The 15092-nt window shown below is 56.1% G+C and carries 11 protein-coding genes and 4 tRNA genes; all 15 read right to left on the reverse strand.

Going from position 1 to position 15092, the window contains the following annotated elements:
* Window positions 1-188: 188 nt before the first annotated feature.
* The 15 genes from rpoC to birA all read right to left on the reverse strand — a co-directional run bounded on the left by rpoC (window position 189) and on the right by birA (window position 14912).
* Window positions 189-4388 (reverse strand): DNA-directed RNA polymerase subunit beta', encoded by a 4200-nt coding sequence (gene rpoC / locus ABIE16_RS25300; protein ID WP_008053876.1) that lies wholly within the window; start codon window positions 4386-4388, stop codon window positions 189-191.
* A 64-nt stretch (window positions 4389-4452) separates the two neighbouring features.
* Complete coding sequence (rpoB, locus tag ABIE16_RS25305) at window positions 4453-8526, reverse strand: DNA-directed RNA polymerase subunit beta (protein WP_007984407.1); 4074 nt, start codon at window positions 8524-8526, stop codon at window positions 4453-4455.
* 220 nt (window positions 8527-8746) lie between these two features.
* On the reverse strand, window positions 8747-9112 hold the full coding sequence (gene rplL, locus ABIE16_RS25310) for a 50S ribosomal protein L7/L12 (RefSeq protein ID WP_007970414.1): 366 nt from the start codon (window positions 9110-9112) through the stop codon (window positions 8747-8749).
* 75 nt (window positions 9113-9187) lie between these two features.
* Window positions 9188-9688: a 50S ribosomal protein L10 gene (gene rplJ / locus ABIE16_RS25315; RefSeq protein WP_007970413.1), complete on the reverse strand. Its 501-nt coding sequence runs from the start codon at window positions 9686-9688 to the stop codon at window positions 9188-9190.
* 198 nt (window positions 9689-9886) lie between these two features.
* A complete protein-coding gene (gene rplA / locus ABIE16_RS25320; RefSeq protein ID WP_003186095.1) occupies window positions 9887-10582 on the reverse strand; it encodes a 50S ribosomal protein L1 in 696 nt (231 codons plus the stop codon).
* On the reverse strand, window positions 10582-11013 hold the full coding sequence (rplK, locus tag ABIE16_RS25325; RefSeq protein WP_007933726.1) for a 50S ribosomal protein L11: 432 nt from the start codon (window positions 11011-11013) through the stop codon (window positions 10582-10584). The genes rplA and rplK overlap by 1 nt, the downstream gene beginning before the upstream one ends.
* A 117-nt stretch (window positions 11014-11130) precedes the next feature.
* Entirely contained in the window at window positions 11131-11664 is a 534-nt protein-coding gene (nusG, locus tag ABIE16_RS25330) for a transcription termination/antitermination protein NusG (RefSeq protein ID WP_007984405.1), read from the reverse strand.
* A 9-nt stretch (window positions 11665-11673) separates the two neighbouring features.
* Entirely contained in the window at window positions 11674-12042 is a 369-nt protein-coding gene (gene secE, locus ABIE16_RS25335) for a preprotein translocase subunit SecE (protein ID WP_007984402.1), read from the reverse strand.
* Between the two features lie 45 nt (window positions 12043-12087).
* Window positions 12088-12163 (reverse strand) — tRNA-Trp (locus ABIE16_RS25340).
* Window positions 12164-12337: 174 nt separating this feature from the next.
* A tRNA-Thr gene (locus ABIE16_RS25345) sits at window positions 12338-12413 on the reverse strand.
* A gap of 26 nt (window positions 12414-12439) precedes the next feature.
* Window positions 12440-12513: transfer RNA gene (locus ABIE16_RS25350), tRNA-Gly, on the reverse strand.
* Window positions 12514-12537: 24 nt separating this feature from the next.
* Window positions 12538-12622, reverse strand: a tRNA-Tyr gene (locus tag ABIE16_RS25355).
* Between the two features lie 143 nt (window positions 12623-12765).
* A complete protein-coding gene (locus tag ABIE16_RS25360; RefSeq protein WP_090451701.1) occupies window positions 12766-13206 on the reverse strand; it encodes a hypothetical protein in 441 nt (146 codons plus the stop codon).
* Between the two features lie 7 nt (window positions 13207-13213).
* Window positions 13214-13963, reverse strand: a complete 750-nt coding sequence (locus tag ABIE16_RS25365; protein WP_090451703.1) for a pantothenate kinase — start codon at window positions 13961-13963, stop codon at window positions 13214-13216.
* Entirely contained in the window at window positions 13953-14912 is a 960-nt protein-coding gene (gene birA, locus ABIE16_RS25370; RefSeq protein WP_429522167.1) for a bifunctional biotin--[acetyl-CoA-carboxylase] ligase/biotin operon repressor BirA, read from the reverse strand. The genes ABIE16_RS25365 and birA overlap by 11 nt, the downstream gene beginning before the upstream one ends.
* Window positions 14913-15092: the final 180 nt, after the last annotated feature.

Here is a 15092-nt window from a genome sequence, read left to right on the forward strand (position 1 = left end):
CTATTGTCTTGCAAGAAAAGCAAAATGGCAGGAACGAGTTCCCGCCAAATTTAGGGGTACAAGAGTCTAAAGAGGATCTTGTCCCCAGTCAAGGCAAGGCCCCGCCCTCCCCGCTCATCCAATCTCGACAATTTGTCTCGATTCGATGAACGGAGTGACCAGGGCCTCACACTCATTTACCGCAGAACTCAGTTACCGCTCGAGTTCAGCGCTTCGGTCAGTGCAGCTTCCACTTCACTGGCGCTGACGCGCAACGGCTTGTCTGCATCACGGCGGCGCTTACGCTCGCTGTGATAAGCCAGGCCGGTACCAGCCGGGATCAGACGACCCACGACCACGTTTTCTTTCAGGCCGCGCAGGTAATCGCGCTTGCCGGTTACCGCCGCTTCGGTCAGTACGCGAGTGGTTTCCTGGAAGGAAGCCGCCGAGATGAACGATTCGGTGGACAACGACGCCTTGGTGATACCCAGCAGAACACGAGTGAACTTGGAGACAAACTTGTCTTCGCCGCTCAGACGCTCGTTCTCTACCAGTACGTGAGTCAATTCCATCTGGTCGCCCTTGATGAAACTGGAATCGCCGGATTCAGCGATCTCAACTTTACGCAGCATCTGACGCAGGATGGTCTCGATGTGCTTGTCGTTGATCTTCACGCCTTGCAGACGGTAAACGTCCTGGATCTCGTTGACGATGTACTTGGCCAGCGCACTCACACCCAGCAGACGCAGGATGTCGTGTGGATCGCTCGGACCGTCGGAGATAACTTCGCCGCGGTTTACCTGTTCGCCTTCGAACACGTTCAGGTGACGCCACTTCGGAATCAGCTCTTCGTACGGATCGCTACCGTCGTTCGGGGTGATAACCAGACGGCGCTTGCCCTTGGTCTCTTTACCGAACGCGATGGTGCCGCTGACTTCAGCCAGAATCGACGCTTCTTTCGGACGACGTGCTTCGAACAAGTCGGCAACACGCGGCAGACCACCGGTGATGTCTCGAGTTTTCGAAGTCTCTTGCGGGATACGAGCGATAACATCACCGATCGCGATCTTCGCACCATCCGCTACACCGACCAGGGCGTTGGCTGGCAGGAAGTACTGAGCGATAACGTCAGTGCCTGGCAGCAACAGATCCTTGCCGTTGTCGTCGACCATCTTCACGGCAGGACGGATGTCTTTACCGGCAGCTGGACGATCTTTGGCGTCGAGTACTTCAATGTTGGTCATACCGGTCAATTCGTCAGTCTGACGCTTGATCGTGATGCCTTCTTCCATGCCCACGTAGGTCACGGTACCTTTCATTTCGGTAACGATCGGGTGAGTGTGCGGATCCCACTTGGCCACGATGGCGCCAGCTTCGACCTTGTCACCTTCTTTAACCGAAATCACGGCACCGTACGGCAGCTTGTAACGCTCACGCTCACGACCGAAGTCATCAGCGATAGCCAGCTCACCGGAACGGGACACGGCAACCAGGTGACCATCCACTCGCTCAACATGCTTCAGGTTGTGCAGACGGACGGTACCGCCATTCTTCACCTGAACGCTGTCGGCTGCGGAGGTCCGGCTTGCCGCACCACCGATGTGGAACGTACGCATCGTCAGCTGGGTACCCGGCTCACCAATGGACTGGGCAGCGATAACGCCGACCGCTTCACCGATGTTCACCTGGTGACCACGAGCCAGATCGCGACCGTAGCACTTGGCGCAAATACCGAAACGGGTTTCGCAGCTGATCGGCGAACGCACGATCACTTCGTCGATGCTGTTCAGCTCGATGAACTCGACCCACTTCTCGTCTACCAGGGTGCCGGCAGGAACGATGACGTCCTCGGTACCTGGCTTGAATACGTCACGGGCGATAACTCGACCCAATACGCGCTCACCCAGCGGCTCTACAACGTCACCGCCTTCAATGTGCGGAGTCATCAGCAGACCGTGTTCGGTGCCGCAATCGATCTCGGTTACAACCAGATCCTGCGCCACGTCTACCAGACGACGGGTCAGATAACCCGAGTTCGCCGTTTTCAACGCGGTATCCGCCAGACCTTTACGAGCACCGTGAGTGGAGATGAAGTACTGGAGTACGCTCAAACCTTCACGGAAGTTCGCGGTAATCGGCGTTTCAATGATGGAACCGTCCGGCTTGGCCATCAGACCACGCATACCGGCCAGCTGACGAATCTGTGCTGCGGAACCCCGCGCACCCGAGTCGGCCATCATGTACATCGAGTTGAAAGACTCTTGGTCGACTTCGACGCCATGACGGTCGATGACTTTCTCTTTCGAGAGGTTGGCCATCATCGCCTTGGAAACTTCGTCGTTCGCCTTGGACCAAAGGTCGATCACTTTGTTGTACTTCTCGCCCTGGGTTACCAGGCCGGAGGCGTACTGACTTTCGATCTCTTTCACTTCGTCGGTGGCTGCACCGATGATGCGGGCTTTTTCATCCGGGATAACGAAGTCGTTAACACCGATGGAAACGCCGGAAATGGTCGAATAGGCAAAACCGGTGTACATCAACTGGTCAGCGAAGATCACGGTCTCTTTCAGACCAACCACGCGGTAGCACTGGTTGATCAGCTTGGAGATCGCCTTTTTCTTCATCGGCAGGTTGACGACGTCGTACGACAGACCTTTTGGTACAACCTGGAACAACAGCGCACGGCCGACAGTGGTGTCGACGATACGGGTGTTGGTCACGCTGCCGCCATCACGGTCGTTGACGGTTTCGTTGATCCGCACCTTGACCTTGGCGTGCAGTGCGGCTTCGCCGGCACGGAACACACGGTCAACTTCCTGCAGATCCGCGAACACACGACCTTCGCCCTTGGCGTTGATCGCTTCACGAGTCATGTAGTACAGACCCAATACAACGTCCTGCGACGGAACGATGATTGGCTCACCGTTGGCTGGCGACAGAATGTTGTTGGTCGACATCATCAACGCACGCGCTTCGAGCTGGGCTTCCAGCGTCAGCGGTACGTGCACGGCCATTTGGTCGCCGTCGAAGTCGGCGTTGTACGCGGCGCAGACCAGAGGGTGCAGCTGGATAGCCTTACCTTCGATCAGTACCGGTTCAAACGCCTGGATACCCAGACGGTGAAGGGTCGGTGCACGGTTGAGAAGAACCGGGTGTTCGCGAATCACTTCAGCGAGAACGTCCCAAACCTCTGGCAGTTCGCGCTCGACCATCTTCTTGGCAGCCTTGATGGTGGTCGCGAGACCACGCATTTCAAGCTTGCCGAAAATGAACGGCTTGAACAGCTCGAGAGCCATTTTCTTCGGCAGACCGCACTGGTGCAGACGCAGGGTCGGACCTACGGTAATTACCGAACGACCGGAGTAGTCAACACGCTTACCGAGCAAGTTCTGACGGAAACGACCCTGCTTACCCTTGATCATGTCAGCCAGGGATTTCAGAGGACGCTTGTTGGAACCGGTGATAGCGCGGCCACGACGACCGTTGTCGAGCAGTGCGTCGACGGCTTCCTGCAACATACGCTTTTCGTTGCGCACGATGATGTCCGGAGCGGACAGATCCAGCAGGCGCTTCAAGCGGTTGTTACGGTTGATCACTCGACGATACAGATCGTTGAGGTCGGAAGTCGCGAAGCGACCGCCATCCAGCGGGACCAGTGGACGCAGATCTGGCGGCAGAACCGGCAGAACGGTCAGCACCATCCACTCTGGCAGGTTGCCGGAACCCTGGAAGGCTTCCATCAACTTCAGACGCTTGGACAGCTTCTTGATCTTGGTTTCGGAGTTGGTTTGCGGAATCTCTTCACGCAGACGGCCAATCTCGTGCTCCAGGTCGATAGCGTGCAGCAGTTCGCGGACAGCTTCGGCACCCATGCGGGCATCGAAATCGTCGCCGAACTCTTCCAGCGCTTCGAAGTACTGCTCGTCGTTGAGCAGCTGACCTTTTTCAAGGGTGGTCATGCCTGGATCGATAACGACATAGCTCTCGAAGTAGAGAACGCGTTCGATATCACGCAGGGTCATGTCCATCAGCAAGCCGATACGGGACGGCAGCGATTTCAGGAACCAGATGTGGGCTACTGGCGAGGCCAGTTCGATGTGCGCCATGCGCTCACGACGAACTTTTGCCAGCGCGACTTCAACGCCGCACTTCTCGCAGATCACACCACGGTGCTTCAAGCGCTTGTACTTACCGCACAGGCACTCGTAATCCTTTACCGGGCCAAAGATCTTGGCGCAGAACAGGCCGTCACGCTCAGGTTTGAACGTACGGTAGTTGATGGTTTCCGGCTTTTTAACTTCACCGAACGACCACGAACGGATCATCTCAGGCGATGCCAATCCGATACGGATGGCGTCGAACTCTTCGACTTGACCCTGGTTTTTCAGCAAATTCAGTAGGTCTTTCAAGGCCTTTCCTCCTGGCGGAGCAGAGAGCGGGCAATCCTGCCCCGCTCTCGATTCGCGTCACGTGTTATTCGGTTTCCAGATCGATATCGATGCCGAGGGAACGAATTTCCTTGATCAACACGTTGAAGGACTCGGGCATGCCCGGCTCCATACGGTGATCGCCATCCACGATGTTCTTGTACATCTTGGTACGGCCGTTCACATCGTCCGACTTCACTGTGAGCATTTCTTGCAGAGTGTAAGCGGCACCGTATGCTTCCAGTGCCCAGACCTCCATCTCCCCGAAACGCTGACCACCGAACTGCGCCTTACCACCCAGCGGCTGCTGGGTAACCAGGCTGTACGAACCGGTAGAACGAGCGTGCATCTTGTCGTCTACCAAGTGGTTCAGCTTCAGCATGTACATGTAGCCAACGGTGACCGGGCGCTCGAACTTGTTGCCGGTACGGCCGTCGGTCAGCTGCATCTGGCCGCTTTCTGGCAGGTCCGCCAGTTTCAGCATGGCCTTGATTTCGCTTTCCTTGGCACCGTCGAACACTGGAGTGGCCATTGGAACGCCGCCACGCAGGTTTTGAGCCAGATCCAGGATTTCCTGGTCCGAGAAGTCATCAAGGCTTTCCTGACGACCGCCGATCTCGTTATAGATCTCGTGCAGGAACTTGCGAAGCTCGGCGACCTTGCGCTGCTCTTCAACCATGCGGTTGATCTTCTCGCCCAGACCTTTGGCCGCGAGGCCCAGGTGGGTTTCAAGGATCTGACCGACGTTCATACGCGAAGGTACGCCCAACGGGTTGAGGACGACGTCAACCGGGGTGCCATTGGCATCGTGCGGCATGTCTTCAACCGGCATGATCACGGAGACCACACCTTTGTTACCGTGACGACCGGCCATCTTGTCGCCCGGCTGGATGCGACGACGGATTGCCAGGTAAACCTTGACGATTTTCAGCACGCCTGGAGCCAGGTCATCGCCCTGCTGCAGTTTGCGCTTCTTGTCTTCGAACTTGTCGTCCAGCAGACGGCGACGATCAACGATGTAGGCCTGGGCCTTCTCGAGCTGCTCGTTCAGAGCATCTTCAGCCATGCGCAGTTTGAACCACTGGCCGTGCTCAAGACCGTCGAGAACTTCGTCGGTGATGTCCTGGCCTTTCTTCAGACCGGCGCCGCCTTCGGCTTTGTGGCCGACCAGAGCGGAGCGCAGACGTTCGAAAGTAGCACCTTCAACGATGCGGAACTCTTCGTTCAGGTCCTTGCGGATCTCGTCCAGCTGGGACTTCTCGATCGACAGGGCACGAGCATCACGCTCAACGCCGTCGCGGGTGAAGACCTGTACGTCGATGACAGTACCTTTGGTACCGGTAGGTACACGCAGGGAGGTGTCTTTAACGTCGCTGGCTTTTTCACCGAAGATCGCACGCAGCAGTTTTTCTTCCGGAGTCAGCTGGGTCTCGCCTTTCGGAGTGACCTTACCGACCAGGATGTCGCCTGCGCCAACTTCAGCACCTACGTAAACGATACCGGCTTCGTCCAGCTTGTTCAGAGCCGCTTCACCCACGTTCGGGATGTCGGCAGTGATTTCCTCTGGGCCAAGCTTGGTGTCACGGGCCACACAGGTCAGTTCCTGGATGTGGATCGTGGTGAAACGGTCTTCCTGAACAACACGCTCGGACAGGCAGATGGAGTCTTCGAAGTTGAAGCCGTTCCATGCCATGAACGCGATGCGCATGTTCTGACCCAGTGCCAGTTCACCCATGTCGGTGGACGGGCCGTCGGCCATGATGTCGCTACGCTGAACCCGATCACCCTTACGCACCAGCGGACGCTGGTTGATGCAGGTGTTCTGGTTGGAGCGGGTGTACTTGGTCAGGTTGTAGATGTCGACACCGGCTTCACCGGTTTCAACTTCGTCATCGGCAACACGAACCACGATACGGCTGGCGTCGACGGAGTCGATCACGCCGCCACGACGAGCCACGACGCAAACGCCGGAGTCACGGGCTACGTTACGCTCCATGCCGGTACCTACCAGCGGCTTGTCAGCGCGCAGGGTTGGTACAGCTTGACGCTGCATGTTCGAACCCATCAACGCACGGTTGGCGTCGTCGTGCTCGAGGAACGGAATCAGCGACGCAGCAACCGAAACTACCTGCTTCGGCGATACGTCCATCAAGGTGACGTCTTCCGGCGCCTTGACGGTGAATTCGTTCAAGTGACGAACAGCTACCAGCTCGTCGATCAGGACTTTCTTGTCGTTCATCGTGGCCGAGGCCTGAGCGATCACGTGATCGGCTTCTTCGATGGCGGACAGGAACACGATCTCGTCGGTGACCAGAGCATCTTTCACCACACGGTACGGGCTCTCGAGGAAGCCGTACTGGTTGGTGCGCGCATAAGCGGCCAGGGAGTTGATCAGACCGATGTTCGGACCTTCCGGCGTTTCAATCGGGCATACACGACCGTAGTGAGTCGGGTGTACGTCACGCACTTCAAAGCCGGCACGCTCACGAGTCAGACCGCCAGGGCCGAGTGCAGAAACACGACGCTTGTGGGTGATCTCGGACAGCGGGTTGTTCTGGTCCATGAACTGGGACAGCTGGCTGGAACCGAAGAACTCCTTCACCGCCGCAGCCACTGGCTTGGCGTTGATCAGGTCTTGCGGCATCAGGCCTTCGCTTTCAGCCATCGACAGACGCTCTTTGACCGCACGCTCAACACGTACCAGGCCAACGCGGAACTGGTTCTCGGCCATTTCGCCTACGCAGCGAACACGACGGTTACCCAGGTGGTCGATGTCATCGACGATGCCTTTACCGTTACGGATGTCGACCAGGGTCTTCAGTACCGCGACGATGTCTTCCTTGCACAGCACGCCCGAACCTTCGATCTCGGTACGACCGATACGACGGTTGAACTTCATCCGGCCGACCGCAGACAGGTCATAGCGCTCAGGGCTGAAGAACAGGTTGTTGAACAGGGTCTCGGCAGCGTCCTTGGTTGGCGGCTCGCCAGGACGCATCATGCGATAGATCTCGACCAGCGCTTCCAGTTGGTTGCTGGTGGAGTCGATCTTCAGGGTGTCGGAGACGAACGGACCGCAGTCGATATCGTTGGTGTACAGAGTTTCGATGCGAACAACCTGAGCCTTGGCGATTTTGGCCAGGATCTCGGTGTTCAGCTCGGTGTTGCACTCTGCCAGGATTTCGCCGGTTGCCGGGTGCACGATGACCTTGGCGGTTGTACGACCCAGGACGTAGTCCAGAGGCACATCCAGCTCTTTGATCCCGGCTTTTTCCAGCTGGTTGATGTGGCGAGCGGTGATACGACGACCCTGCTCGACAATAACCTTGCCTTTGTCATCCTGAATATCGAGGACAGCGATTTCACCGCGCAGGCGCTGAGGCACCAGCTCCAGGCTCAGGGTCTCGCCCTTCACGTGGAATACGTTGGTGGTATAGAACGCGTCCAGCACTTCTTCAGTGGTATAGCCCAGCGCGCGCAGCAGTACCGAGGCAGGCAGCTTGCGACGACGGTCGATACGCACGAATACGCAGTCTTTCGGGTCGAACTCGAAGTCCAGCCACGAACCGCGGTAAGGGATGATGCGCGCGGAGTACAGCAGTTTGCCGGAGCTGTGCGTCTTGCCACGGTCGTGGTCGAAGAACACGCCTGGCGAACGGTGCAGCTGGGAAACGATTACACGCTCGGTACCGTTGATTACGAAGGTACCGTTCTCAGTCATCAGGGGGATTTCACCCATGTAGACTTCTTGCTCTTTGATGTCCTTGATCGCTTTGTTCGACGACTCTTTGTCGAAAATGATCAGGCGCACTTTTACCCGCAAAGGTACGGCGTAAGTTACACCGCGCAATACGCATTCTTTGACATCAAATGCCGGTTCGCCCAGGCGATAACCGACGTACTCCAGCGCAGCATTGCCGGAGTAGCTGATGATCGGGAAAACGGATTTGAAGGCCGCATGCAGGCCCACGTCGCGGAACTGATCTTTAGTCGCTCCCGCTTGCAAGAATTCACGATACGAATCCAGCTGGATGGCCAGGAGGTACGGCACATCCATGACGTCCGGCAACTTGCTAAAGTCCTTGCGGATACGTTTTTTCTCAGTATATGAGTAAGCCATCAGCGTTCCCCAGCTTGGTCACCTGCTTGTTTGGCCCCTCCCGACGGGAGCAGCCAGAAAATCGTGCAAACCCCATGGTTTGCGCCACCGCATCGGGTGGTTACAGCACGTTATCAGCACCGACCCAGTCGGCTGCCAATAACGGAAAAAGGCCGGTGGCAAGAGCCACCAGCCATCAGCCTGTCGCTTAACGCTCGGGCTGGAGGAGCAAAGTCGATGCTTACTTCAGCTCGACTTTAGCGCCTGCTTCTTCCAGAGCTGCTTTGGCTTTGTCAGCTGCGTCTTTGGCAACAGCTTCCAGAACCATGGCAGGTGCGCCGTCAACTACAGCCTTGGCTTCTTTCAAGCCCAGACCGGTCAGTTCACGTACAGCCTTGATCACGTTAACTTTCTTCTCGCCAGCTTCGGTCAGCATGACGTTGAATTCGGTTTGCTCTTCAGCAACGGCAGCAGCAACAGCTGGACCAGCCGATGCAGCAGCAGCGGTAACGCCGAATTTTTCTTCGAAAGCTTTGATCAGCTCAACAACTTCCATTACGGACATGTTGCCAACTGCTTCAAGGATATCGTTCTGAGAGATAGACATGAATCTAATTCCTGATATTGGGGACGGCCTACGCGACCATCGAAAAAAACAAAAAACGCGAGAAGTTGACGAGCCTTAGGCTGCAGCAGCTTCTTTCTGGTCGCGAATTGCCGCCAGAGTACGAGCCAACTTGCTGGTAGCGCCTTGAATCACGCTCATCAGCTGAGAAATTGCTTCGTCACGGGTCGGCAGAGTTGCCAGTACGTCGATTTGGTTAGCTGCGAGGAACTTGCCCTCGAACGCAGCTGCCTTGATCTCGAACTTGTCCTGACCCTTTGCGAATTCCTTGAAGATCCGGGCAGCAGCGCCTGGATGTTCTTTGGAGAACGCAATCAGGGTAGGGCCAGTGAACACGTCGTTGAGGACACTGAATTCAGTGTCAGCAACAGCGCGCTTGAGCAGGGTGTTACGTACAACACGTACGTAAACGCCAGCTTCACGAGCCTCTTTACGGAGTCCGGTCATCGCGCCTACTGTTACGCCACGGGCATCAGCCACGACAGCGGACAGAGCGACTTTGGCAGCCTCGTTGACTTCAGCGACGATGGCCTTCTTGTCTTCGAGTTTAATTGCCACGGGTTTAACTCCTGCTTGTTACCGTTTCATCTGGTCGAAACCGGATGTCGTTTTGGTGTCTGATTCGGTAAGGAACCGGGAGCACCATCTGCGTAGGCTTGTGGTTTAAGACTTGCGTCGCCTACGGTCTTGGATAGCCCCCGCCAGGCAGGGACCCCAATTTTTCAATTGGCGCAATCGCTTGCACCAATCTGTGTCTTACGCGTCGAGCGAGCTTTGGTCGATGACCAGACCTGGGCCCATAGTGGTGCTCAGGGTAACGCGCTTGACGTAAATGCCTTTCGAGGAAGCTGGCTTGATACGCTTCAGATCAGCGATCAGGGCTTCAACGTTTTCCTTCAGCTTGACGGCGTCGAAGCCGATCTTGCCAACGGAAGTGTGGATGATGCCGTTTTTGTCGGTGCGATAACGAACCTGACCAGCCTTGGCGTTTTTAACCGCGGTAGCTACGTCTGGGGTTACGGTGCCGACTTTAGGGTTAGGCATCAGACCACGTGGACCGAGGATCTGACCCAACTGACCTACAACGCGCATTGCATCCGGGGATGCGATCACTACGTCATAGTTCAGGTCGCCGCCTTTCATTTCGGCAGCCAGATCGTCCATGCCTACGCGGTCAGCGCCGGCAGCCAGAGCGGCTTCAGCAGCTGGACCCTGGGTGAACACAGCAACGCGAACGGTCTTGCCAGTGCCGTGTGGCAGCACAGTAGCGCTACGAACGACCTGGTCGGATTTACGCGGGTCAACACCCAGGTTTACAGCTACGTCGAACGACTCGCTGAACTTGACAGTCGACAGCTCGGCCAGCAGGGCAGCAGCGTCTACAAAGTTGTAGGCCTTGCCTGCTTCGATTTTGCCGGCGATAGCCTTTTGACGCTTGGTCAGCTTAGCCATTACACACCCTCCACGTTAAGGCCCATGCTACGAGCAGAACCGGCGATGGTACGCACGGCTGCTTCCATATCAGCTGCAGTCAGATCCGCGTTTTTGGTTTTCGCGATTTCTTCCAGCTGAGCACGGGTCACGGTGCCAACCTTAACGGTGTTCGGACGAGCGGAACCGCTGGTCAGACCGGCCGCCTTCTTCAGCAGAACCGAAGCAGGGGTGGATTTGGTTTCGAAAGTGAAGCTACGGTCGCTGTAGACAGTGATGATCACTGGAGTCGGCAGACCTGGCTCAAGACCCTGAGTACGGGCGTTGAAAGCCTTGCAGAATTCCATGATGTTCACGCCGTGCTGACCCAGAGCAGGACCAACAGGTGGGCTTGGGTTAGCCTGAGCGGCCTTCACTTGCAGCTTGATGTAAGCGGTAATCTTCTTGGCCATGAGGCACTCCAATTACGGGTTCGAACGCCTCGAGAGGCTCCCCGGTTACTTGCGCGTTTATCCCAGTGACGACAAAACCCCACAGCCTACGGCTGCGGGGTTGGGATTTTTGTTCAACTAGACCTTTTCGACCTGGCTGAACTCGAGCTCCACCGGAGTAGAGCGACCGAAAATGAGCACTGCGACCTGAATCCGGCTCTTTTCGTAGTTAACTTCTTCAACAACACCGGTAAAGTCCGCAAACGGACCGTCGTTAACGCGCACCGACTCACCCGGCTCGAACAACGTCTTCGGCTTCGGCTTGTCGCTACCATCGGCAACGCGACGCAGAATGGCTTCTGCTTCTTTATCGGTGATTGGCGCAGGCTTATCAGCGGTACCGCCGATGAAACCCATCACCCGAGGAGTATCCTTGACCAAGTGCCAAGTACCCTCGTTCATATCCATCTGCACCAGCACATAGCCAGGGAAGAATTTGCGTTCGCTTTTGCGCTTCTGGCCATTGCGCATTTCAACCACTTCTTCAGTGGGAACCAGAATCTCGCCGAAGCCATCTTCCATACCGGCCAGCTTTACGCGCTCGATCAGCGAGCGCATTACATGCTTCTCGTAACCGGAGTAAGCATGCACAACATACCAACGCTTAGCCACGGGACACCCTTAGCCGACGATCAAGGAAACAAGCCAGCCGAGCAGGGAATCAAGCCCCCACAACAGCAACGCCATAACCAGGACAACAGCCACAACGATCAACGTGGTCTGCGTGGTTTCTTGGCGAGTTGGCCAAACGACTTTACGAATTTCGGTGCGCGCTTCCTTAACCAGTACAAAGAAAGACTTGCCCTTGACCGTCTGCAGGCCTACAAAGGCAGCTACAGCAGCAATAGCAAGCAATGCGAGTACGCGGTACAGGATCGGCGAAGCAGAAAAGTACTGATTGCCAACAACGCCAACAACCACCAGAGCGACTACTACAAGCCACTTGAGGAGGTCGAAACGAGAGCCTTGAGCTTCAGCTTTAGGAGTCATCTATGAAGATCCTGTGAAAAGAAAGCCAGACACACCGAGTGAATCTGGCAGGTCAGGAGGGAATCGAACCCCCAACCTACGGTTTTGGAGACCGTCGCTCTGCCAATTGAGCTACTGACCTAAAACAAAATCAGGCCGACCATTATGCCGACCCGAAAAAGACTTTACAACACTTACCAGGCAATCCTGGCTGCAACACCGGCATTCTCGACACCGGCAACCTTCAGAAACACAATCAGGCGCAACCACTACCACCTAAAACAAAGGCAGATATTTTCATATCTGCCTTGTTATATGGAGCTCTTGAGCGGATTTGAACCGCTGACCTCACCCTTACCAAGGGTGTGCTCTACCAACTGAGCTACAAGAGCGTAACACTGTGCAAAACCTGTAAACTTGGAGCGGGTAGCGGGAATCGAACCCGCATCATCAGCTTGGAAGGCTGAGGTTCTACCACTAAACTATACCCGCGAGGCTTACAGCTCTCGCTAAAAATGGTGGAGGGGGAAGGATTCGAACCTTCGAAGTCGTAGACGTCAGATTTACAGTCTGATCCCTTTGGCCGCTCGGGAACCCCTCCTAAGCGAGCCGGCATTCTACATCATGCCAGCCTTCTGTCAAGCATTTTTCTCATTAAAAACCTGAGCTTAGCTGCGTTGACCTCGCTTCACACCGTTAACCGTTTCCGGTGTTCGCTGTGGAGCGGGCGCCATTCTATGCAAACTATTCGATGGGTGCAACCCCCTCGCACGGCATTATTTTATGTTTTAACTCATTGAATTCTTTAGAAAGGTTTATCAGCTGCAAATCGTCCAGCCAACGCCGGCTTTCCGGCGCGATACGCACCCAATACCCTGCCCCTTCGGTCGCAGCTTTCGGCAGGGACTGATACTTGACCTCCATCCCGCTCAAACGACGCTCAACCGCCTGCGCGGCCTCCTGGCGCGTATAGCCGCCCAGATAAAGGCAGCCATTGTCTGTCGAGACAGCCTTACCCTTATCCTTGGAGACGTCACCTGCTTCGCTCAACAAGCGGATATCTTGTTGAGACCCGCGATACAGACTCAAAGGCGTGACATCCTTCGCGCGCAGAGGAGCCTCTTGTTGATGCCAGATGTAGTAGAAGCCATTGAGGACAAGCAGCAGCAGAAACAACCAACGCATAAAAACCTCAGGACAAGGGACAGGCCATGGCCAATCCGACAAACACCAAGTCCGGAACAACCCTGGCCTGAGGCACGGCCTCAGTAACCAGGCTCGCATCCCCCCCGGTGAGGAATACGACAAAGTCCTCACCCCAATAGCTGCGCGCCAACTCGAGCTGAGTCATTACGAAGCCGCGCAACATCAACAGACAGCCACGCTCTACAGCCTCGACAGTCGCGCGCCCCGGGACAAGACTTTCCAGAGCCTGCTCGGCCGCCAGATCCCCATAACGAATTTTGCGAGTGTGGGTGCGCAATTGGTTTCGCATCAACGGCATCCCCGGACAGATGAAACCACCCAGGTGCTCTCCATCCGCCGCAATAAAGTCAGCAGTCACCGCCGTACCAAAGTCGAGCACCAGGCACGCACCCGAAGCCAGATGAAAGCCTCCGAGCATTGCAAGCCACCGGTCCAGACCCAGCCGCTCAAACTCCTCATACCCATTGCGCACACCTGACATTTCGCGCGCTGGCGTTGCGCACACAACCGGCACATCAAAGGTATCCCTGAGCAAAGACGTAAGCGCAGCGGTTTCCTCCGCGGTCCTGACGCTCACCAGCCGGCAAAACGTGAGGGTAAGCCCTTTGAGCCCCCCCAACCCCTCCAGCAATGCGAGATTGGAATCGACGACTCCCTCACCAAGCACATGCCCGGCATCAACGGCAAGCACACGCCACTTGATGAAACTATTCCCACAATCGAGCTCAAGAATCATCACGCAACCTCAGGCTCAACTCACCACCACTGAAGACTTTCTCCACACCATCCACCTTCAGGCGCAAGGCGCCTTGGCCATCGATACCAAGTACCTCACCATCAATTTGATTGACACCGGCAATCAACGACACGCTTCGCCCCTGCCACAGATGATTTTGCTCCCACTCCGACTGGATGGCCAAAAAACCACCCGCCTGGTGACGAGCCAGGTATCGCTGCAGCATCTCCCCCAACACCGCGACCAATTGGTTGCGATCAAACAATTTGCCTGACTCGAGCCGCAGGGATGTCCATTGCTGGTCCACTTCGTCAGCGGACTGCATGTTCACATTGATTCCCACTCCCAGGACCACGTGACACACATCTGCAGGATCACCAACCAACTCGAGCAGTATCCCCGCGATTTTTTTCTGACCTACAAGGACATCGTTAGGCCATTTCAATCCAGCGGCTGCAATACCGAGTTCACGCAACGTCTGCAAGACAGCGAGCCCAACGACGAGACTCAAGCCCTCCAACTGACGCATCCCACCATCAATGCGTAGCACCAGGCTGTAATAGACGTTTTCTGCGAATGGACTAACCCACTTGCGACCACGTCGCCCACGCCCGGTTGTCTGCCGCTCCGAAAGCACCACAAACGGCGCCGCTTGCCCACGCTCAATAGCGCGCAGCGCTTCGGCATTAGTGGAGTCGATTGAATCGTAAACCCGGACGGGCCAGTTGCAAGAAAGCGCCTGAGCGCTTATCTCGGCAGGATCGAGCAGCGCCAATGGCGCGGACAATTGATAGCCGCGCCCACGAACCTTATGAATAGACAAACCCAGCTCAGCTTCCAAATGCTGAAGCTGCTTCCACACAGCACTACGGCTGACGCCCAGGGCAGCACCCAATGCTTGACCCGAATGGAATCGGCCATCTTTAAGAAGCTTTAACAACGTCAGCATGCAGGTCTCGCCTCACAATGAGGCCCGCATGATAGCCACGCACCGAGCGATTGCATAGAAATCCAGTAGCCGTGACTTTCCCGCGGACAAAAACAAAACCCCTACCTGCATACGCAGATAGGGGTTTCGGAATTTAATCTTGACGATGACCTACTCTCACATGGGGAAACCCCACACTAC

This window comes from Pseudomonas sp. 2725, assembly GCF_050434585.1.
Lineage (GTDB): Bacteria > Pseudomonadota > Gammaproteobacteria > Pseudomonadales > Pseudomonadaceae > Aquipseudomonas > Aquipseudomonas jessenii.